3 protein-coding genes (1 of these 3 cut by a window edge) are annotated in these 24,774 nt (G+C 50.2%); all 3 read left to right on the top strand.

Going from position 1 to position 24,774, the window contains the following annotated elements; genetic code table 11:
* Tightly spaced (each overlapping or abutting the next), the 3 genes in view from Xsto_RS05055 to Xsto_RS05045 form a layout consistent with a single transcriptional unit that may run on beyond the window.
* A protein-coding gene (locus tag Xsto_RS05055) for a non-ribosomal peptide synthase/polyketide synthase (protein WP_342210364.1) crosses the window boundary here: on the top strand, positions 1–3,227 show its end. 19,723 nt of this gene lie to the left of the window's left edge; only the last 3,227 of its 22,950 coding nucleotides appear in the window; the start codon falls outside the window, past its left edge; the stop codon is at positions 3,225–3,227.
* Positions 3,227–9,958, top strand: a complete 6,732-nt coding sequence (locus tag Xsto_RS05050; protein WP_099124275.1) for a non-ribosomal peptide synthetase — start codon at positions 3,227–3,229, stop codon at positions 9,956–9,958. The genes Xsto_RS05055 and Xsto_RS05050 overlap by 1 nt, the downstream gene beginning before the upstream one ends.
* Positions 9,955–24,774 carry a non-ribosomal peptide synthetase gene (locus tag Xsto_RS05045; protein WP_099124274.1) on the top strand — a complete coding sequence of 4,940 codons (14,820 nt, stop codon included), beginning with the start codon at positions 9,955–9,957 and terminating at the stop codon, positions 24,772–24,774. Before Xsto_RS05050 ends, Xsto_RS05045 begins: the two co-directional genes overlap by 4 nt.

Here is a 24,774-nt window from a genome sequence, read left to right as displayed (position 1 = left end):
ATCATCTGTTACAGGTACAGGGTGACAATTACCTGCTGCAAAGCCTGCTCGCTTTTGACTCCCGCGAACGTCTTGATGCGTTTCTGTCCGCACTGCAACAGGTTATCAATCGCCATGATATTCTGCGAACAGCGGCATACTGGCAGGATTTAGTTCAGCCGGTTCAGGTTGTCTGGCGTCAGGCGTCTCTGAGTATCAATATTTTCACGCCAGCCACTGAAATCGATATTGTTACCCAACTCAGAGAGCATACCGATCCACGCCGATATCGTATCAATCTGGATCGTGCACCGCTGTTTACCGCAGATATTGCTCACGACCCGGCACACAATGAATGGCTGATGGCACTGCGCTTCCATCATCTGGTCAGTGATCATATGACGCTGGAGCTGATTTTTGCAGAGATTGCGCAGTTCCTGACAGGGAATACGAAAATACTGCCTGCCGTTCTGCCCTATCGCAACTTTATCGCCCGGACACTGCACGTGCCGGAATCGGAACACGAGGCTTATTTCCGCAGCCGACTTGCTGATATCGACGAACCCACCGCACCGTTTGGTATCCTGAAAGTTCAGACTGACGGCGAAACGGTGGCTGAATCCTGTCTCACTATTGCCCCAGAGCTGGCAGCGGCGATCCGAACTCAGGCGCGACATCTGGGAGTCAGTCCGAGTGTTCTGTTCCATGTGGCGTGGGCGCAGGTGCTGGCAAAAACCAGCGGTCGTGATGATGTGGTTTTCGGCTCCGTCCTGTTGGGACGGCTTCAGGGAGGAGCAGGAGCCGAGCAGGTATTAGGGATGTTTATCAACACCCTGCCAATGCGGGTTTCTGTCGGTGATTGCACCGTTCAGGAAGCGGTTCAGGATACCTTCCACAATTTAATGTTGCTGCTGGAGCATGAACAGGCACCTCTGGTTCTGGCACAACAATGCAGCGGTGTACCGCAGTCAATGCCGTTGTTCAGCTCCCTGCTGAATTATCGCCATAGTCAGACTGCTGAATCCGTTGACACTGTATGGACGGGCATTCGCATTCTGACCGCAGAAGAGCGCACCAACTACCCAGTCACGTTGTCAGTGGACGATTTAGGCACCGGATTCAGGCTAATTTCACAAACAATAACCGGCATTGACCCGAACAGAATAGCTGCTTATCTGGTAACCGCAATTAATGGCCTGATTGATGCGCTGACACATAACCCACAACATTTGCTGCGGGATATCTCAATCCTGCCCGCAACAGAACGCAAGCAGTTGCTGACCGATTTCAATGCTAATCAGGTGGAATTCCCACACAACATCCTGATACACCAGTTGTTTGAGGAACAATCAGCCCGTGCTCCTGATGCCACTGCCATTATATTTGCGGAGCAAACACTGAGTTATAACGAGCTGAACTGTCGCGCTAATCAGCTGGCTCATTATCTGATTAAGCAGGGAGTGCAACCGGATGATCGGATAGCCGTCTGCCTCGAACGCGGCCCGGAGCTGATTATCAGCCTGCTCGCTATTCTCAAGGCTGGCGGGGGTTATGTCCCACTGGACCCTGCTTACCCGACCGAACGACTGACCTACATGCTGGAAAATTCATCCCCGCAGATCCTGCTGACTCAGGCAGCACAAGCGGAAAAATTGTTCCTCTCTACATCGGTGATAACTGTCCCGATTATGGAACTGGACACTCAGGCATCGTTACTGGCGGAACAACCAACCGATAATCCGGATACCCAAGCACTGGGAGTGATGCCACACCATCTGGCGTATGTGATTTATACCTCCGGCTCTACCGGTAAACCCAAAGGGGTGATGGTTGAACACGCCAATGTGACCCGTCTGCTGGCAGCGACACAGGCGCGGTTCCGGTTTGATAACAACGATGTCTGGACGCTGTTTCACTCCTTTGCTTTCGACTTCTCAGTATGGGAATTGTGGGGAGCGCTGGCTTACGGCGGCAAGCTGGTGGTGATCCCGACTGAATGTGCCCGCTCACCTCAGATGTTCTATGAACTACTGTGTCGTGAGCAGGTCACTATTCTGAACCAGACTCCAAGTGCCTTCCGCCAGTTGATTGCGGCTCAGGATATGATGCCGCATGAGCATCACACACTACGCTGCATTATATTCGGCGGTGAAGCATTAGAGTTGCACACCCTCGCCCCGTGGGTTGAACGCAATCCTACCGAACAGACGCGTCTGGTGAATATGTATGGCATCACGGAAATTACCGTACATGCTACCTATCGTGAACTGACAGAAACGGATATCCACGCAAGGCATGGCAGCCTGATTGGTCAGCCTCTGGATGATTTACGCATCTATATCCTTGATGCTTATGGTCAGCCTGTGCCACTGGGCGTTGCAGGCGAACTCTATATTGCAGGAGCAGGTGTTGCCCGTGGCTATCTGAACCGCCCGGAGCTGACCGAAGAGCGTTTTCTGCCCGATCCGTTCTCCGGTAAACCCGGTATGCGCATGTATAAAACCGGCGATTTAGGCCGCTGGTCATCGGATGGCAATATCGAATATCTCGGCCGCAATGACTTTCAGGTCAAAATACGGGGCTTCCGTATTGAGCTGGGTGAAATCGAGACAAGGCTTGAACAGTGTCACGGTGTGCGTGAAGCGGTGGTTATCCTTCGTGAAGATAAACCAGAGCATAAACGCCTCGTTGCCTATCTGCTGCCCCAAAATGGCGCTGAACTTGATCCGGCGGTTCTGCGCCGCCAACTGGCAGAACATCTGGCGGAATATATGCTGCCCAGTGCCTATGTCGTGCTGACTACTTTCCCTCTCACACCAAATGGCAAACTGGATCGCCGAGCGTTGCCGGAGCCTGAACTCTCTGCGGTAGTGACACATGAATATGAAGCGCCACAGGGAAGGATAGAAACAGCACTGGCACAAATCTGGCAGGAATTGTTAGGGCTGACACGCATTAGTCGTCATGACAACTTCTTTGAACTGGGCGGTCATTCATTGATGGTTATCCGGCTGATAACCCATATAAAAAGTCAGTTTATGGTCAATGTTCCTCTGACCTCCCTGTTTGTTTCACCCAAATTAATGGAACAGGCAGACATCATCTTTGCAGCACAAATGAGTGCAATCGGCGACAACGACATTGAATCAATTCAAAGCGATCTTGATGCAATGTCAGCCGAAGAGTTAATGGCAATTTTAGGCGAAAACGATACTCGGAAAAACGATACCGGCGGAGATAACAAATAATGACAAGGACTACTATGAATCTCGATGATCTGAAACGTGCTGTTATGGAGAAAAGGCTTGAAGAGCAACTGAAAGCACGGGGTTATCAACAGCAGCAGTCAATGATAAAACCCGCGGATCGTAACCAGCCACTGCCATTATCTTTTGCTCAACAGCGGCTGTGGTTTCTCTGCCAGTTCGAACCGGCTGCCAGTCTGGCCTATCATCTGCCGGTAATACTCCGCCTTAGCGGTCAGCTTGACCGCCATGCGCTGAGTGCATCACTCGACCGTCTGGTTGAACGCCATGAAAGCCTGAGAACCCGTTTTGTGTCAGTGGAGGGAAAACCTTGTCAACACATTGATCCGGCCGATATTGGCTGTACTCTGTCTTATCATGACCTGAGCCAGTTATCTCCGGTTTTGCACACCGAGCGCATTACCGAGTTTATTGATACCGAAGCGCAAACTCCGTTCGATTTTACTCAGGAACGGCTGATTCGCGGCCAGTTGCTTCGTCTCAGCGATAAAGAGCATATTTTATTACTGACCCTGCATCATATTATTACTGACGGCTGGTCTACCGGTGTGCTGGTACGGGAGTTAGGCAATTTCTATCGTGCGGCTCTTGATGGTCATGATATCTCTTTATCACCATTACCTGTTCAATATGCTGACTATGCGGTCTGGCTACATGAACAAGCGCAGGAAAATAGCCTCGCGAAACAACGCGATTTCTGGTGTGAACAACTCAGAGATGCCCCGCCGCTGCTGACACTTCCTATTGATCGCCCACGCCCGGCAGTACAGAGCTATATCGGCGGCAAAGTCTCCTTTCATCTTGATGCCCCTTTACTGGCATCACTGAAGGCGCTGGGGAAACGCCATAACAGTACGCTGTTTATGACCCTCCTGACCGCATGGAGTATCGTACTGAGCCGCCTTAGCGGGCAGGATGATATTGTTATCGGCACCCCTGTTGCTAACCGTCCACACCGTGAGCTTGAAGGGCTGATAGGCTTCTTCGTCAATACGCTGGCTTTACGTATCACCTTCAATAACGATCTGAGTGTAGCTGATTTACTCACTCAAATCCGGGAGCAGTCACTGGCGGCCTATGCCCATCAGGATCTGCCCTTTGAACAGGTGGTGGAAGCGCTGCAACCTGAACGTAGTCTCAGCTACAGCCCGATTTTTCAGGTAATGATGGCCTTAAATAACACTCCGGCTCAAGAGCTCACGCTGCCGGAACTGCAACTCACGCCGATTGAGCAGAAGCATCGGGGTGCGCATTTTGATTTAACTCTATCACTGAACGAAATCGGAACAGGTTTAGCCGGGGATTTAGAATATGCCGCCGACCTGTTCGATCACCCAACTGCTGAGCGTATGGTGGGTTATTTAACCCATGTATTAACTGCAATGGTGATTGATGATAGCCAGCCCGTAAACACACTGCCGATGTTGCCAGATTCAGAGCGGCAACAAGTATTAGTGGATTTCAATGCCACACAGACAGCATTACCGCAAAATGCGCTAATCCATCAGTTAGTTGAAGCGCAGGTGTTACAGCGCCCCGATACTATTGCTATAAGCTACGAGGGGCAGACACTGAGTTATGCTGAACTGAACTGTCATGCCAATCGTCTGGCTCATCACCTGTTGGCACTGGGTATACGCCCGGACGATCCGGTTGCAATCTGTGCCGAACGCAGCCCGGAGCTGATAGTCGGTCTGCTTGCCATCCTGAAAGCAGGTGGTGCCTATGTGCCACTCGATCCGCATTACCCTGCTGAACGGCTGAGCTATATGCTGGAGGACGCCAGACCTGTAGCTCTGCTGACGCAGATAGCATGGTACGACAAACTGGACACCTTTGTGCCTGTCGTTTTGCTGGATAATTTATTGAGTGAGCAGGAAGCACCTCTGGCTGGCTATCCCACTCACAATCCGGATATTCAGACATCAGGTCTGACCTCGCATCATCTGGCTTATATCATTTATACGTCAGGCTCAACGGGCCAGCCTAAAGGTGTGATGATTGAGCACCGTAACGTAATTCGCTTACTTATCAATAATAACATTGCCGATATTACTCCCGATGATTGTGTTGCCCATTGCGCCAATATTTCATTTGATGCAGCAACGTGGGAAGTCTGGTCTGCGCTGGTACATGGTGCCAGACTCCTGCTAATACCGGAAAATACCTTGTTACAACCGGCTTATTTCAGTCAGTGTCTGTCATCAGCAGGTATCACGGCGTTATTTCTTACCACTGCCCTGTTTAACCAATATGCAGACTTACTTGCCCCAACCTTGCCGGGTCTGCGTTATGTTCTGTTTGGCGGCGAACAAGCCGATAGCCGCCCTGCTATTCAGTTATGGGCTGAGCATCCGCCACAACATTTATTGCACATGTACGGGCCAACGGAAGTCACTACTTTTTCCACCGCTTATAAGATCCCCTTTATCGATAGAGGTCATACTGAACGTACTGAAAAAGAAATAAAAATTCCCATTGGTGGCCCGATTGCCAACACTCAGATCTATATTCTTGACGCCGGCAAGCAGCCTGTTCCTCTCGGGGTAACGGGCGAAATTTATATTGCCGGTGAAGGAGTTGCCCGTGGTTATCTTAACCGTCCGCAGCTCACCGCTGAGCACTTTCTGGTGAACCCGTTTTCCTCAGTGCCTGATGCACGAATGTATAAGACCGGCGATCTGGGGCGCTGGCTGCCGGATGGCAATATTGAATACTGTGGTCGTAATGATTTTCAGGTCAAAATACGCGGTTTCCGCATTGAGTTGGGGGAAATTGAAAGCCACCTCTCCCAGTGTCATGGTGTGCAAAAAGCACTGGTTCTCGCCCGTGAAGAAGCCGGTGATGAGAAAACAGGTGCTGAAACAGGAAGTCAGAAACGGCTGATTGCCTATATACAGCCTCAGCCGGGGATGATACCGGAACCGGCAGAATTGCGTCAGCAGCTTGCCAGACACCTTGCTGATTATATGCTGCCCAGTGCTTTTATCATGCTGGATAATTTCCCGCTGACCGCTAACGGAAAAATTGACCGTGATACGCTTCCTGCTCCGGACGCCTCCGCTTTCGCGGTTCGCCACTATGAATCTCCGACAGGGGAAACAGAAACTTCGCTGGCACAAATCTGGCAAAGCCTGCTGGGGTTGGAGCGTGTAGGCCGCTTTGATCACTTTTTTGAGCTGGGCGGTCATTCACTGATGATTGTCAGCCTGATCGAAGAGCTACGCCGCATTGGCTGGCGCCTTGATATCCGCAGCGTATTTTCCACGCCGGTTCTCGCTGATATGGCGCAGGCTCTGCGCCGTGATGCTGACTCTTTTGTTGTGCCTGAGAACCTGATCCCTGAAGATTGCACTGTGATTATTCCTGAAATACTGCCATTGGTGACATTATCTCAGGCTCAGATTGATGCCATTGTCGGAACTGTGTCCGGTGGCGCTGGTAATGTACAGGATATTTATCCGTTATCGCCCTTGCAGGAAGGAATTCTGTTCCACCATCTGATGCAGGCTCAGGGAGATACCTACCTGTTACAGAGTTTGCTGGCTTTTGATAACCGCGAACGCCTTGACCAGTTTTTATCTGCTTTACAACAAGTGATCAACCGTCACGATATCCTGCGCAGCAGTGTTTTCTGGCAAGGACTGGAGCATCCTGTTCAGGTCGTCTGGCGTCAGGCACCACTGGAGATTAACGTCTTCACTCCAGATACGGAAAATAATATTCAGGGACAACTGCTGGCTCACACCGACCCACGCCAGCATCGTATCGATCTGACCCGTTCTCCGTTATTCACTGCTGATATCGCTCATGATACGGCACAAAATGAATGGCTGCTGGTATTACGTTTTCATCATCTGGTCAGCGATCATGTGACACTGGAACTGATTTTCGATGAAATTGCACTTATCTTGCACAAGCAGGAAACTGCCTTGCCTGCCGTATTGCCTTACCGCAATTTTATTGCCCGAACGCTGAGTGAGACTACCTCAGAACACGAAGATTATTTCCGTTCCCGGCTGGCTGATATCGATGCACCCACTGCGCCATTTGGCGTGCTTTCAATACCGAATAACGAAAATCCAGAAGCAGAACAGAATGACTCTATTACGGAAGCACACCTTCCGCTTTCTCCTGAATTATCGGGTTCCATCCGTGCGCTGGCACGGCAACTGAAAGTCAGCCCGAGTGTCCTGTTTCATGTCGCATGGGCGCAAGTACTGGCACAGACCAGCAATCGCGATGATGTAGTTTTTGGTTCCGTTTTGTCAGGCCGTCTGCAAGGCGGAGCTGGAGCTGACCATATACTGGGAATGTTTATCAACACTCTGCCCATTCGGATTTCCCTCGCAGATTGCAGCGTACAGACTGTGGTTCAGGATACTTATCAGGATTTAATCACACTGCTGGAACATGAACAGGCCCCGTTAACACTGGCACAAAGTTGCAGCGGTGTAGAACACGCCATACCACTATTCAGTACCTTGCTGAATTATCGCCACTCTCAGACCAGTGAAGAAAAAACGCCCAAAAACAGTTGGTCAGGTATGCGGGTTATCGCGGCTAAAGAAGGCACTAACTATCCCATCACTCTGTCAGTGGATGATTTAGGCTCAGACTTCCGTTTGTCTGTCCACGCGGTAGCCGGTATCGACCCTGTTCGCATTGCTCACTATCTGCAAACCGCCATCACGGGTTTGGTTGATGCCATGACACATCATCCTCAGCAATTAATTCTGCATATGCCGATTCTGCCGGAAATCGAACGGCAACAGCTGTTGATAGATTTTAACTCGCCTCGTGGTAAAACCGGGCAAGCGGGCTTCCCGCAGGATAAGTTGATCCACCAGCTGTTTGAAGCTCAGGTATTACAACGCCCTGATGCTATTGCGCTGACTTATGAAGATCAGACACTCAGCTATGAGGAACTGAACCAGCGTGCTAACCGGCTGGCACATTATCTGATTGCGCTGGGTGTGCGTCCGGATGATCGAGTGGCAGTTTGTGCCGAACGCAGCCCGGAACTGATCGTCAGCCTGCTCGCTATTCTTAAAGCGGGTGGGGCTTACGTACCCCTTGACCCGAACTATCCGGCTGAACGACTGGCCTATATGCTTGAAGATGCTGCGCCAATTGCCTTGCTGACTCAGGCGCCGTGGCATAACAAACTTAACAGCACCCTACCGGTGATCCTGCTGGACAATGTGTCAGACACCACTGCATTGTTGTCACACCAAAACCCTGATGTTCAGGCCTCGGAATTAACATCCCGCCAACTGGCCTATATCATTTATACGTCGGGATCAACGGGTCAACCAAAAGGCGTCATGGTCGAACACCGGAATGTAGTTTCTCTCGTTATCAACAATGGTTTTACCGATATCGGGCCGGATGACTGCATTGCACATTGTGCCAACGTGTCATTTGATGCGGCAATATGGGAAGTTTGGGCAGGTCTGGCTTATGGGGCACGTATTGTGCTATTTCCGGAAAAAGCCCTATTACAGCCCGATCAATTTGGTCAACGCCTGTCATCAGAGAGAGTGAGTGCACTGCTCCTGACTACGGCGCTATTTAATCAGTATGCCAACCTGATTACACCTGCGTTATCAGGTTTGCGCTATCTCCTGTTCGGAGGGGAGCAGGCAAATCCCCGTACTACCATGCGTTTCCGCGCGAAATATCCTTCACTGCATTTAGTTAATGCCTATGGGCCAACAGAGGCCACAACGATTGCCACTACTTATGAAATACCACTCATGGCAGAAAAAACCCGTGAAGGTGAAATCAACATCCCCATCGGGAAACCCATCGCCAATAGGCAAATCTATATTCTGGACAAACAGCACCAGCCTGTTCCTGTCGGGGTTGCCGGTGAGATTTATATTACGGGTTCCGGCGTTGCCCGTGGTTATCTGAATCGCCCCGAGCTGACTGCGGAACGCTTTATTACTGATCCATTCTCTTCTGATCCTGATGCCCGTATGTACAAAACCGGTGATTTGGGGCGCTGGCGTGCTGATGGCAATATCGATTACCTCGGTCGCACTGATAATCAGATCAAACTGCGTGGTTTTCGCATTGAGCCAAGCGAAATTGAAGCCGGACTGATGCAGTGTCATGGTGTGTGTGAGGCAATTGTCCTGAGTCGCGAAGACGGTGCCGGACAGAAACAACTGGTTGCCTATCTGGTTGCTCAGGATGGCATTGAACTAACTCCGGCTGAACTGCGCCAGCAGCTTTCCCGACACCTTGCCGAGTATATGCTGCCCAGCGCTTTTGTCACGCTTGAATCTTTCCCGCTGACTCCCAATGGCAAACTGGATCGTCAGGCTCTGCCAGCACCTGATATGTCAGCTATTGTGACGCGTCCGTATGAAGCACCGAACGATGAAGAAGAGGCCACATTGGCAAAAATCTGGCAAAGCCTGCTGGGGTTGGAGCGTGTAGGCCGCTTTGATCACTTTTTTGAGCTGGGCGGTCATTCACTGATGGTAGGTCAGCTCGCAACCCGCATTCAGAATGAATTTTTGGTTGAGATCCCCATCGCTTCACTGTTTCTTTCCCCCAGACTGGCGGATCAGGCAGAAATCATTTTCGCAGCACAAAAGGAAGCGGTAGGACAAAACAATATTGACTCCCTTCAGGACACACTGGATTCAATGTCCGCAGAGGAATTAATGGCAATGTTAGGTGGAGAGAGTGACAAATGATAAAGAGCGATATGAATCTTGATGATCTGAAACGGGCTGTTTTGAAAAAGAAACTTAAAGAGCAATTACAAACTCAGCAGCACCAGAAACGACCGCCTGTTCAGCACGCTGATCGTGATCTGCCCCTGCCATTATCTTTTGCACAGCAACGCCTGTGGTTTCTTCATCAGCTCGAACCGGCGACCAGTCTGGCTTATCATATCCCCATGTCACTGCGCCTGACCGGGCAGTTGAATCATCATGCCCTGACAGCCGCCCTCAATCTGCTGGTCGCCCGCCATGAAATTCTTCGTACCCGTTTTATGCTTACCGAAGGCCAGCCATACCAGCATATTGACCCTGCTGACACTGGCTTTAACCTTACTTATCAGGATCTGCGTACGCTGGATTCAGAAACGCATATGCAGCATATTGCCGACATTGCCGCACTTGAAGCCCGGACTCCCTTCGACCTGACACAAGGGCCGCTGATCCGGGGTCAGCTCTTACAATTAGCTGATGACGATCATGTCTTATTATTCACTCAGCACCATATTATTTTTGATGGCTGGTCAATTGGTGTACTGGCACATGAACTGAGCGCCCTTTACCGCATCGAATGCGACCCAGATAATAATGACTCCGATAATAATGACCACGAAAATAATAGTGATACATCACTCCCGCCACTGCCCATTCAGTACGCCGATTATGCGCTCTGGCAGCGGAATTGGTTACAGGGTGATGTTCTTGCGGAACAACGTGATTTCTGGAGCCGTCAGCTTAAAGGTGCGCCGGCTTTACTGTCACTCCCCACCGATCGCCCCCGTCCTGCCAGTCCGGGTTATACCGCCGGACAGGTACCGATTCAGTTTGATGCATCCCTGTCAGAAGCGCTGAAATTATTCGGGCAACGCCATCAGGCTACTCTGTTTATGACGCTGCTGGCAGGCTGGAGTATCGTTCTATCCCGAATGAGCGGGCAGGATGATATCGTTATCGGCACACCGGTCGCCAATCGGCCGGGAAATGAGCTTGAGAGTTTAATTGGGTTCTTCGTCAATACACTGGCGTTGCGGGTCACATTCAGTGAATCCCCGACAGTTGCAGAGTTACTCACGCAAATCCGTGAACGGTCACTTGCTGCCTATGCCCATCAGGAATTGCCCTTCGAGCAGGTGGTAGAAATAGTACAACCCGAGCGTAGCCTGAGTTATAACCCGATCTTTCAGGTTATGCTGGCCCTGAATAATACACCGGCAAAAACATTAACCCTGCCCGGCCTGCAACTGACGCCGGTGGAACAGGTACGTTACAGTACTCATTTCGATCTGACTTTATCGTTGACTGAAACCAAAGCCGGATTATTGGGTGAACTGGAATATGCCACTGATCTGTTCGATGCTGCCACCATTGAACGTATGATCGGTTATCTGAAACAGGTACTGATGGCAATGACAGCAGATGCCATACAACCTGTTGCCAGATTGCCAATGCTGTCCGCTTCAGAGCAACAGCAATTGTTAGTGGAGTTTAATGCAACACAAACGTTTCAAACAGAAAACCCTCAAAATGCTCTCATCCACACGCTTTTTGAAGCTCAGGCAGAACAGCACCCTGATACTACAGCTATCATTCACGGGGATCAGGTAATCAGCTATGCAGAACTGAATCAATACGCCAACCGGCTGGCTCATCATCTGATTGCCCTGGGTGTACGTCCGGATGACCGGGTTGCTATCTGTGTAGATCGGAGTCTGGAAATGGTGGTGGGATTACTGGCTATTCTTAAGGCGGGTGGTGCTTATGTGCCGCTTGACCCGACGTATCCGGCCGAACGACTGGTTTATATGCTCAAAGATTCCGCTCCGGTCGCATTACTGGTTCAGCCGTCAACTTGTCAGGCCATTCATTCCGATACCGTGCCCGCCATCATGCTCGATATCCAGACACCGTTTCTGGAAGAACAACTAGAGCATAATCCAGAGATACCCAGCATAACGGATCAGCATCTGGCTTATATCGTTTACACCTCCGGTTCAACGGGCGTTCCCAAAGGCGTAATGAGCAGCCACCATGCACTGGGTAATCGGCTGTCGTGGTTTGTACGCGATATCGTGACATTCCCGCTTATCACAGCACTGAAAACCAGTATCAGTTTTGTGGATTCGATAACAGAAACTCTGAGTACATTACTGGCGGGAGGACGGCTGGTGGTTTTCGACAACCACGAAGTGAAAGATCCTGCCCGCTTCTGCGCAGGTCTAGAACATTATGGTGTGAATTCACTGGTTGTTGTTCCTTCCTTTTTACAGCTCTTAATACGGGATCGTAATGAACATGCCCTGAAATCAGTCAGGATATTGATTTGCAGCGGAGAACGGCTGGCACCCGAACTGGCACGACAAGTAGTCACAAATTATCCGTGGCTCCGATTGTTCAATTTTTATGGCTCAGCAGAAATTAATGGTGATACAACATGGTATGAATACGATGCAGCGCGTGGTGTGCCGGATGTCTCCGTCATCGGACGCCCAATCGCCAACACCCGCTGCTATATTCTGAATCCTGACAGGCAACTGGTTCCGTCTGGTGTCACTGGCGAAATTTATATTGCCGGAGCCGGAGTGGCTCGTGGATATTTGAATCTTCCGGAACTGACGGCGGAACGTTTCCTTGCCGATCCATTCTCCCCTGCTCCGAATGCGCGTATGTATAAAACCGGTGATCTGGGGCGCTGGTTGTCAGATGGCAACATTGAGTATCTCGGTCGTAATGACTTTCAGGTGAAAATACGGGGTTTTCGTATCGAACCGGGAGAAATCGAAACACAATTAATGCAATGTGATGGTGTACGCGAAGCGGTGGTTATTGCCCACGAAGGAGGTTATGCGGAAAAAACAGGCAACCAGAAACAATTAGTTGCTTATCTGCTGGCTCAGGATGGCATTGAACTGACTCCAGCACAATTACGCCAGCAACTCGCTCAGCATCTTGCTGATTATATGCTGCCCAATGCCTTTGTCATCCTCGATGCCTTTCCGCTGACGCCCAATGGTAAGCTGGATCGTCAGGGGCTTCCTGCTCCAGACCAATCAGCGGTAATCACCCGAAGTTATGAAGCCCCCACAGGCGAAATGGAAATTGCGTTAGCCCGGATCTGGCAGACGTTGCTGGGGCTGGAAAAAGTTGGTCGGCATGATCACTTCTTCGAACTCGGCGGGCATTCCCTGATGATTGTCAGCATGATTGACCAGTTGCACAATATTGGGTTACGACTTGATGTACGGAATGTATTTGCAACTCCTATCCTGAGCGAACTGGCGCAGGCGATTTTAGTCTATCAGCGCGATACTCCGGCTTTTTTAGTCCCCCCTAACCTCATTACCGCAGACTGCACAGAGATTACTCCTGATATGCTGCCACTGGTTTCCCTGTCACAATCAGAGATAGATGCCATTGCCGCAACCATTCCCGGCGGGATCAGCAATATACAGGATATTTACCCACTGGCACCGCTACAGGAAGGAGTTCTGTTCCATCATTTATTACAGACTCAAGGGGATGATTACCTGCTGCAAAGCCTGCTGGCCTTTGACTCCCGTGAACGCCTTGACACCTTTCTGGCCGCATTGCAGCACATCATCGAGCGCCATGATATTCTGCGCACCTCTGCTTACTGGCAGGATCTGGCTCAACCTGTTCAGGTAGTCTGGCGGCGGGCACCACTGCATATTCATCACTTCATACCGACAACTGAAAACGAAGTGCTATCACAGCTAAGTGCTCACACTGACCCGCACCATAATCGCCTCAATCTGAACCTCGCGCCGTTATTCTCTGCTGATATTGCTTATGATGCAGCACAGGATGAATGGCTGCTGTCGCTGCGTTTTCACCATCTGGTCAGCGACCATATGACACTGGAACTGATTTTTGCCGAAATCGCTCAGGTATTGCAGGGGCAGGCGGAATCACTGCCAGTAGCTCTACCCTACCGGGATTTTATCGCCCGAATTTTAAATGTGCCTGTTTCAGTACATGAGGACTATTTCCGTACCCGGCTTGCCGATTTTACTGAACCCACTGCGCCATTTGGCATCGTCAGAATACCAAACGATAACCGTGTTATTCATCAGTCTCATCTATCGGTTGATCCGGCTCTGGCAAAGCATATCCGTACTCAGGCCCGCCATCTGGGTGTCAGCCCCAGTGTACTGTTCCACGTCGCATGGGCTCAGGTGCTGGCTCATACCAGCGGTCATGACGATGTTGTTTTTGGCTCTGTATTGCTGGGCCGTTTACAGGGGATATCCGGGGTTAAGCGCATACTGGGGATGTTTATCAATACCCTGCCAGTCCGGATTTCCCTGACTGATCGCAATTTGCAGAAAACAGCAAGTGTTCAGGAAGTCGTACAGGCCACTTATCGCAATCTGACTCATCTGCTGGAACATGAGCAGGCTCCGCTATCACTGGCACAACAATGCAGTGGCGTGGCTCAGCCGATGCCCCTGTTCAGCGCCTTACTGAATTACCGGCATAGTCAGAGTAATGAAACAGAAACAGTCAGTACAACCTGGGAAGGCATACGGGTTCTGGCAGCGGAAGAACAGACTAACTACCCTGTCACACTCACCGTGGATGACTTAGGCGAAGATTTCCAGTTGAAGGCACAGACCGTAACCGGAATCAATGCTGACCGTATACTCCAGTACCTGCTCACTGCGGTCAGTAGTCTGGCTGATGCTCTGTCTCATAACCCTCAGCAACCAATTTTACCGTTGCCGGTCATTCCGGCTTCGGAGCAACAGCAATTATTGCTGGATTTCAATCAGACTCAGGCTCTTTTCCTGCCAACAGACAGCCCACAAAGCGGGCTTATCCACCAGCTCTTTGAAACCAAAGCCCTGCATCACCCCGATGACATTGCGGTGGTACACGGTCAGCAATCACTCAGTTATGACGAGCTGAATCGCCATGCTAACCGCTTAGCTCATCATTTAATTTCGTTGGGTGTGCGCCCGGATGACCGGGTTGCTATCTGTGTCGAACGGGGTCTGGAAATGGTGGTGGGATTACTGGCTATTCTCAAAGCAGGTGGGGCTTATGTGCCACTTGATCCGGCCTATCCGTCTGAACGACTGGTTTATATGCTCAAAGACTCTGCTCCGGTCGCATTGCTGGTTCAGCTATCGACCTGTCAGGTTATTCACTCCGATGTCCTGCCAAAATCTGCGGGATCTTTGCCGAAAGTCCTGCTCGATATTCAGACGCCGTTTATGGAAGAACAGCCAGAGCACAATCCGGAAATATCCGGTATGACGGATCAGCATCTGGCCTATGTTGTTTACACGTCCGGTTCAACAGGTGTGCCTAAAGGTGTCATGAATAGCCACCATGCCCTGAGTAACCGGCTGTTGTGGTTTGTGGACGATATAGCGACCTTCCCGCTTATCACCGCGCTGAAAACCAGCATCAGCTTTGTGGATTCGATAACAGAAACACTGGGAACATTACTGGCGGGAGGACGGCTGGTGGTTTTCGACAACCATATGGTAAAAGATCCTGCCCGCTTATGTGCTGGTTTACAGCATGCTGAGGTGAATTTACTGGTTGTCGTTCCTTCCTTGTTGAAACTCTTAATACAGGATAGTCATGAGCATACCCTGAAATCAGTCAGGATACTGATTTGCAGCGGAGAACGGCTGGCCCCCGAACTGGCACAGCAGGTAGTGACAAATTATCCGTGGCTCCGATTGTTCAATTTTTATGGTTCATCTGAAATTAATGGTGATGCGACATGGTATGAGTACGATGCTGGGGGTGGCGTACCGGATGTCTCCGTAATCGGGCGTCCAATCGCCAACACCCGCTGCTATATTCTGAACCCTGACAGGCAACTGGTTCCGTTTGGTGTCACTGGCGAAATCTATATCGCCGGTGCCGGATTAGCCCGTGGTTATCTGAATCTTCCGGAACTGACGGCGGAGCGTTTCCTGCCCGACCTCTTTTCTTCCCAACCGAACGAGCTGATGTATAAAACCGGCGATCTGGGTCGCTGGCTGCCGGACGGAAATATCCAGTACCTCGGGCGCAATGATTTTCAGGTTAAGCTGCGTGGTTTCCGCATTGAACTGGGTGAAATTGAAGCGCAGTTATTACAGTGTCACGGCGTACGGGAAGCCGTCGTTCTGGTACGTGAAGATGAACCCAATCAGCAACGTCTGGTGGCTTATCTGCGTTCACATGAAGGAGCTGTACTGATCCCGGCTGAACTGCGCCAGCAGCTTTCTCTGCATCTTGCTGAGTATATGTTGCCCGGTGCTTTTGTCACGTTAGAGACATTCCCACTGACACCGAATGGTAAGCTGGATCGTAAAGCTTTTCCTGCACCGGATAGTACCGCGATGGTGACCCAGAATTACGTGGCTCCGGTTGGTGAAACTGAAATTGTTCTGGCGCAAATCTGGCAGGAACTTCTGGGGCTGGAAAGAGTCGGCCGCTATGACCATTTTTTTGAACTCGGGGGGCATTCACTGCTGGCTGTTCAGCTTGCTGGCCGGATTCGTCAGATGCTGGGGCGTGAGTTACCCATACAGAAGATATTTGACCAGCCAGTGCTGATGGCATTAGCACATACCCTTGCTGATGCGGCAACGACCACACAAGTCATTATCCCCAGTGCTGACAGCAATCAGCTTCTGCCGCTCTCTTTTGCTCAACAACGGCTGTGGTTTCTGGGGCAACTCGATCCGGCTGCCAGCCTCGCCTACCATCTTCCGGCGGCACTGCGTCTTACCGGCTTACTTAATCGGCAGGCACTGACTAGCACACTCAATCATCTGATTGCCCGCCATGAAAGTCTGCGTACCCGTTTTATCTCCATCGACGGGCATCCTTACCAGCATATCGATCCTGCTGGTATGGGTTTTTCCCTGCCCTGCCATGACCTGCGCCAGCTTGATCCGGCTTTACAGCGCAGCCGGGTTGCTGAACTTGTCGAGCTCGAAACCCGGACACCTTTTGATTTTGCGCAGGGCTCTCTGATACGCGGACAGTTAATTCAGCTGGCTGATGACGAGCATATATTGTTACTCACTCTGCATCACATCATTACTGACGGCTGGTCGCTGGGTATACTGGTGCGTGAACTGGGCGATTTTTACCTGTCTGCTCTTGACGGTAGTGATAACCCCTTACTGCCATTGCCTATTCAGTATACCGACTATGCTGTCTGGCAGCGCGATCAACAGCAACAAGTGGCCCTGAATGCACAACGCGACTTCTGGTGTCGCCAGCTTGCTGACATTCCGGCTCTATTGACACTGCCTACTGATTACCCACGTCCGGCAGTACAAACCTATGCCGGCGGGCAGGTTCCTCTCCACCTTGATATCCGCTTACTGACATCGCTTAAGGAATTAGGCCAGCGCCACAGCACCACGCTGTTTATGACCCTTCTGAGCGCATGGAGCATCGTACTTGCCCGCCTGAGCGGACAGGATGATATTGTTATCGGCACGCCGGTTGCCAACCGCCCGCATAAAGAACTGGAAGGTCTGATTGGTTTTTTTGCGAATACACTGGCATTACGTGTCAAATTCAGTCGCGAACTCAAAGTGACAGATTTGCTGGCGCAGGTTCGTGAACAATCGCTTGCTGCCTATGCTAATCAGAACCTGCCGTTCGAGCAGATCGTGGAGGCCTTACAGCCCGAGCGCAGCCTCAGCTACAGCCCGATCTTTCAGGTAATGCTGACGCTGAATAATACACCACCTCAGAAGCTGGTACTGCCCGGTTTACAGCTTTCATCGGTTGAACAGTCTCATCATGGTGCTTATTTTGATTTAACCCTGTCACTGACAGAAACCGAATCTGGTCTGGCAGGAGCTTTAATCTATGCTGCTGATTTGTTTGATCACACCACGGCTGAACGTATTACGGGTTATTTCACTAATATACTGGCAGCGATGGTAAGCAATGAAAACAGAACCATCGCTACCCTGCCGATCATATCGGAACAGGAAAAACGGCAGTTACTGGTGGATTTTAACGCTACACAGGTAAGTTACCCACAAAATGCCTTAATTCATCCGCTGGTTGAGATTCAGGCAGAACAATACCCTGATGCAATCGCAGTAGAATTCGAAGATCAAACCCTGAGTTATGGCGAACTGAATCGCCGTGCCAATCAGCTGGCGCACTATCTGATGACACAAGGTGTTCGCCCTGATACACGTGTAGCAATCTATCTTGAACGCAGCCCGGAGATGGTAGTGGGGTTACTCGCCATTCTTAAGGCCGGCGGTGCTTATGTCCCCCTTGACCCGACTTATCCGGCTGAACGGTTGGCCTATATGCTGCAAGATTCAGCTCCGCTGGTTTTACTCACCCATACAGTTTTACTCACCCGAACAGTTTTACTCACACGAACAGCACTGGCAGAGACATTAAACCCTGCGCCATCCTGTACTATCGTGTTGCTTGATGAACCGCAGTCTTATCTGGCTGGGCAGCCAGATCATAATCCAGATACACAATCAATGGGGTTGAAGCCTCACCATCTGGCTTATGTGATTTATACCTCGGGATCAACCGGATTACCTAAAGGAGTAGAGATGCCACTGATGGTGCTGTCAAATTTACTACAATGGCAGCGTCAGGCTGATTCATGCCTCTCCAGAAACGGTAAAACCCTGCAATTTGCGGCACTGGGATTTGATGTCGCTTTTCAGGAAATCTTCACTACGCTAAGTGAAGGCGGTTGTCTGGTGCTGATTGATGAAACCCTGCGTCGGGAGCCTCTGCAACTCCTGCGACTGATTCAGCAAAAGCAGATTAACCGCATTTTTCTTCCTTTTATTGCGCTTCAGCACCTTGCCGAAGCGGACAGCCATCGCGCAGGCAATAGTCATGAGAGCGATATATCCTGTCTGGCCCATATTATTACTGCCGGTGAACAATTGCGTATCACCCCGACCATCCAGCGTTTTCTGCAACGTGCGGGACATTGTCGGTTACATAATCATTATGGCCCGACGGAAAGTCACGTTGTCACGTCCTATACCTTAGACAAGGAAATTGAACACTGGCCAGTTCTGCCGCCTATCGGGCGCCCGATCGCCAATGCTCAGATCTATATTCTTGATGAATATTGCCGTCCTGTGCCTCTTGGTGTCGCCGGTGAGCTTTATATTACGGGCATAAGCATTGCCCGGGGTTATCTGAATCGTCCGGAGCTTACCGCCGAACGCTTCCTGATTAATCCGTTCTCAACGGAACCTCATACCCGTATGTATAAAACCGGCGATCTTGCCCGTTGGTTACCCGACGGCAATATTGAATATCTCAACCGTAATGATTTTCAGGTGAAAATACGCGGTTTTCGTATCGAGCTGGGTGAAGTTGAGGCTCAGCTGATGCTGTGCCACGGCGTACGGGAAGCTGTCGTTATCGCCCGTGAAGAAGTTGAAAATAACCAGAAACGGCTGGTCGCTTATCTGTGCCCACAGGAAGGCGTGAGTCTGAGCCCTGCTGAATTACGCCAGCAGTTGGCCCGGCATCTTGCGGAATATATGCTGCCCACGGCTTTTGTGATATTAGATGAGCTTCCGTTAACGCCTAACGGCAAACTGGATCGTAAAGCACTCCCTGCTCCGGATTCATCGGCTATTGCTACCCGTGATTATGTGGCTCCGGTTGGTGAAACAGAAATTGTTCTGGCGAAAATCTGGCAAGAGTTACTCGGGCTGGAACAAGTTGGGCGATATGATCACTTTTTTGAGCTGGGTGGGCATTCGCTGCTAGCTGTTCGACTGGCTGCCCGCGTGCGTCAAATGCTGAAACGCGAGTTACCTCTGCAACAATTATTTGCCCAGCCAGTCCTGATGGATTTAGCACAGGCTATTGCTGAGGCTGATACGACCAACCAAACTATGATAGCCGTAGCAGATCGCAGCCAAAGGCTGCCTTTATCCTTTGCACAACAACGGTTATGGTTTCTTGGTCAGCTCGATCCTGCCGCCAGCCTTGCTTATCATCTTCCGGCGGCATTACGCCTGACCGGCAGGCTGCATCATCAGGCGTTATGCTCCGCGCTTGATAATCTTGTAGCCCGTCATGAGGGATTACGCACTCGGTTTGTATCAAATGAAAACCAGCCTTATCAGCATATTGATGCGGCCGATATCGGCTTTGACTTATCCAGCCATGATCTTCGCCTGCTCGATACAGACGAGAAAAACCAGCGGGTTGCCGAAATTGCTGAACGTGAAGCACAAATGCCTTTCGATTTTGCCTGTGGACCACTCATTCGTGGTCAATTGCTGCAACTGGCTGATGAAGAACACATTCTTCTGATCACCTTGCACCATATTATTACCGATGGCTGGTCAATCGGGATACTGGTACGGGAATTAGGGGTTTTCTACCGTGCAGCGCTCAATGGACAGACTGCCGTTTTACCGCCACTCCCCATTCAATACGCTGACTACGCCGTCTGGCAACATCAATTATTACAGGAAACTGTCCTTGCTGAACAACGTGATTTCTGGCGTAAGCAACTTAAAGATGCTCCCGTTTTACTGACACTACCGACTGACCGGCCTCGCCCAAAAGTACAAACCTATGTTGGTAGTCAGGTTGCTTTCCACCTCGATAACCGCGTGTTGTCTTCACTGAAAACCCTTGGAAAGCGTCATAATACGACCCTGTTTATGACCGTACTGGCTGGCTGGGGCATTGTCCTTGCCCGACTCAGTGGTCAGGATGATATTGTCATCGGCACCCCCGTTGCGGGTCGTCCGTACCCTGAACTCGAAGGATTAATGGGTTTCTTTGTCAATACACTGGCATTGCGTATTCAGTTTGATGAAAAACTTAATGTCGCGGATTTACTGGCACAGGTCAGAGAAAGTGCGCTAGCAGCCTTTGCTCATCAGGAATTACCTTTTGAACAGGTGGTGGAAGCCTTACAGCCTGAACGCAGACTCAGCTATAGCCCTGTTTTTCAGGTCATGCTGGCCTTAAATAATACGCCAGCTCAGCAACTGATTTTACCTGAGTTACAGTTCACTCCACTTGAACAGACACAGCACACCACCCATTTTGATTTAATGCTATCACTGGTTGAAACTGAATCTGGCCTGGCAGGCGCACTATCCTATGCCACTGACCTGTTTGATCATTCAACCATTGAGCGTATGGTCGGTTATTTCACAAATATACTGACAGCAATGGCGGCTGATGAAAAGCAAGCGGTTATGACACTACCAATGCTACCAGAATTGGAACAGCAGCAACTATTGGTAGATTTTAATACGACTCAGGCTACTTTCTTCCAAACAGACAATCCGCAAGGTGGCCTGATCCACAAACTGTTTGAAGCTCAGGCAGAACAATTCCCTGATGCGATTGCGGTAGTATTTGACGATCAGGCCATAAGTTACAGTGAACTTAACCGCCGGGCTAATCATCTGGCTCATTATTTGATTGCATCGGGTGTGCGCCCTGATGATCGAGTCGCGGTTTGTCTTGAACGCGGCCCAGAAATGGTTGCTGGCTTACTCGGTATTCTTAAAGCGGGAGGAGCTTACGTTCCGCTTGATCCGGCCTATCCGGCAGAGCGGCTGAAGTATATGCTCAAAAACTCTGCTCCAATAGCCTTGCTGACTCAGTCTGAAATCTATCAGACCATTTCTCTCGATATATTATGCGATTTAGAATCTGCGGATACTCTGCCAATCATCCTTTTAGATATCCAGACACCGTTTATGGATACACAACCAGAACATAATCCGGCAGTATCCGGTATAACAGATCAGCATCTGGCCTATGTTGTTTACACGTCAGGTTCAACAGGGGTTCCTAAAGGTGTCATGAGCAGCCACCAAGCCCTGAGTAACCGGTTATTGTGGTTTGTGAACGACATAGTGACACTTCCGCTTATCACAGCACTGAAAACCAGTATCAGCTTCATTGATTCAATAACAGAGACGCTGAGTACCCTATTAGCAGGAGGGCGACTGGTGGTTTTCGATAACCATGAGGTGAAAGATCCTGCCCGTTTCCTTGCAAACCTACAGCATACTGGTGTGAATTTACTGGTCATCGTTCCTTCCCTGTTGAAGATCTTAATCCAGAATAATGATGAACACATCCTGAAATCTATCAGGATATTGATTTGCAGCGGGGAGCAACTGACACCCGAACTGGCTCGGCAGTTAGTCACTAATTATCCGTGGATCCGGCTGCTTAATTTTTATGGTTCATCTGAAATTAATGGGGATGCGACATGGTATGAGTACGATGCTGCGCGTGTTGTCCCGGATGTTTCCGTAATCGGCCGTCCCATTGCCAATACCCGCTGTTATATTCTTAATCCTGACAGGCAACTGATTCCCGTTGGTGTCATTGGTGAAATCTATATCGCCGGTGCCGGATTGGCCCGTGGTTATTTGAATCAGCCAGACCTGACGGCTGAGCGCTTCCTGCCCGATCCTTTTTCTACCAATCCGAATGAGCGGATGTATAAAACCGGCGATCTCGGGCGCTGGTTGCCGGATAGCAATATCGAATATCTTGGCCGTAATGATTTTCAGGTTAAGCTACGAGGCTTCAGAATTGAGCTCGGTGAAATAGAAACCCGGCTGGCAAAATGTGATGGAGTACGTGAAGCGGTAGTCATTATCCGTGAAAACCCTGTTGATGAACAAACAGGCGGACAAAAACGTCTGGTTGCTTACTTATTACCGCATATGGGCGCTAAGTTAGTCCCGGCTGAACTTCGTCGGCAACTTGCCCAACATCTTGCTGAGTACATGCTACCCAGTGCTTTTGTGACTTTGGAGGCTTTCCCATTAACCCCTAATGGTAAACTTGATCGGCAGGCACTACCTGCTCCTGATTTATCCGCAATGATAGTACATAATTATGCCGCCCCGATAGGCGAAACTGAGATCGCGCTGGCACAGATTTGGCAGGATCTATTGGGACTGAAGCGAGTTGGCCGTTATGACCATTTCTTTAAATTGGGCGGTCACTCATTACTCGCCATACAACTACTAAACCGAATGAAGGAACAGGAAATGGAAGCTCCACTGACCGCTTTGTTTGCTCACCCCACACTATGTGAGCTGGCTACCGCTGTGGATAAACACCTTGCCGTACCAGAATCTCCGTTTGATGCAAACCCAGTACCGTTAAGCCCGTCTGGCTCTTTACCTCCACTATTCCTGATACACGAGACTTCCGGCGATCCGCTGGTTTATTCTCCACTGGCAACGCTACTGCCGGCTGAGCTTCCCGTTTACGCACTACAGGCGCTTGGCATTCATACACTGAAACAGCAACCCACCTCCATTGAAGAACTTGCCGCCTGCCATATTCAGGCAATCCGCCGTATTCAGCCTCAGGGGCCGTATCGTCTGGCTGGCTGGTCTATTGGTGGCCTGATTGCTTATGAAATCGCTCAACAGTTAATCAATGACAATGAAGTCGTGGAATTCCTTGGCATGATTGACACCTATAATTATGTCAATGACGATACTGATAACAATACGCTTAATGAAGACAGGGAAAGTGAAGATAAAACAGCTGTACAAATCGGGTTAATCATTGATTCACTGCGTACTCAGAAGAATATTGATGATGAGCAGGCGCTGGAAGCACTGTACAAACTCAGTAGTCTGGAGCAGGTTATTGATTACTGCATTGAGCATCAATGGGTACCGGCGAATATCACGCAGAACGATATCCTTACACGTACTCATACCGCTGAACTGATCACCCGGCTGGGACAAGACTATGTTCCGCCCAAGTCATCCCTGCCTGTTCATCTCTATGCCGCAGATGAGTCAAACAATCGTGACCGCTGGCATGGCTGGCACGATATCGCCGGGCACCATTCTGTACTCTGCCCCATTGGCGGAACACACTTTTCTATTATGCAGCCTCCTTTCCTTAATCAGATTGCAGATTCAATTACTGAGCAGATACAGGCCGTTCCGGCTTTCGACCCGCGTGTGATCATTCAGCTGGGTTCTAAATCAGTCTCCCCGCTATTCTGTCTGCCCGGAGCTGGAGCCAGCCCGTCCAGCCTGCTTGAACTGGCGTTATCATTCCCATCGCAACTGCCTATTTATGCTTTACAGGCCCGTGGTTTTACTGCTGAGCACAATTATCCGCATACCAGCGTTGAAGGGGCTGCCCGGGCTTACATCCGGACTATTCGTGAGATTCAGCCTCACGGGCCTTATCATCTGTTGGGCCACTCTTTTGGTGGCTGGATCGCCTTTGAAATCGCCTTACAACTACAGGCAGAGGGCGAACAGGTCGCTGACCTCATTCTTGTTGATACAGACGAACCCAACCAACAAGGCTCTATCCATAAGCCTGTCAGCCATACTGAGACGATAATGGAGTTGATTGATATCTACGATATGATCTTAGATCAGCCGCTTTCTCTCACCCGACAGGATTTTGAAAACCTGACACAGAATGAGCAGCACCAGCTTTTACACAATGCCTTAATAAAAGCCGGCCTTTTCCCGGCAAAAACATCAGTATCACTACTGCAAGGGATCATTCGCGTTATGCAGGCTAACCTGAACACCCGCTATATTCCCCGGACACGTTATGAAGGGCTCGTCCATCTGATTAATGCAGAAGATGAAAACCCGGATGAAATAAAAAACCGTGAAACTCAATGGCGCACACATGTTGCAGAACTGGACGCGATGCCTGTGTCCGGCAATCATATGACCATGTTATCCACTCCATCAACCAAACTCTGGGTGGGTAAACTCTGGCAGAAACTGGCAAATACAATCAGGTAA

Source organism: Xenorhabdus stockiae (assembly GCF_002632825.1).
GTDB lineage: Bacteria > Pseudomonadota > Gammaproteobacteria > Enterobacterales > Enterobacteriaceae > Xenorhabdus > Xenorhabdus stockiae.
Note: the sequence above shows the minus strand (reverse complement) of the source record. Positions and strands in the feature narration are given on the sequence as shown.

Coding starts and splice junctions, on each gene's coding strand:
- Xsto_RS05050 (WP_099124275.1), top strand. CDS start 3,227: ATGACAAGGACTACTATGAATCTCGATGATCTGAAACGTGCTGTTATG.
- Xsto_RS05045 (WP_099124274.1), top strand. CDS start 9,955: ATGATAAAGAGCGATATGAATCTTGATGATCTGAAACGGGCTGTTTTG.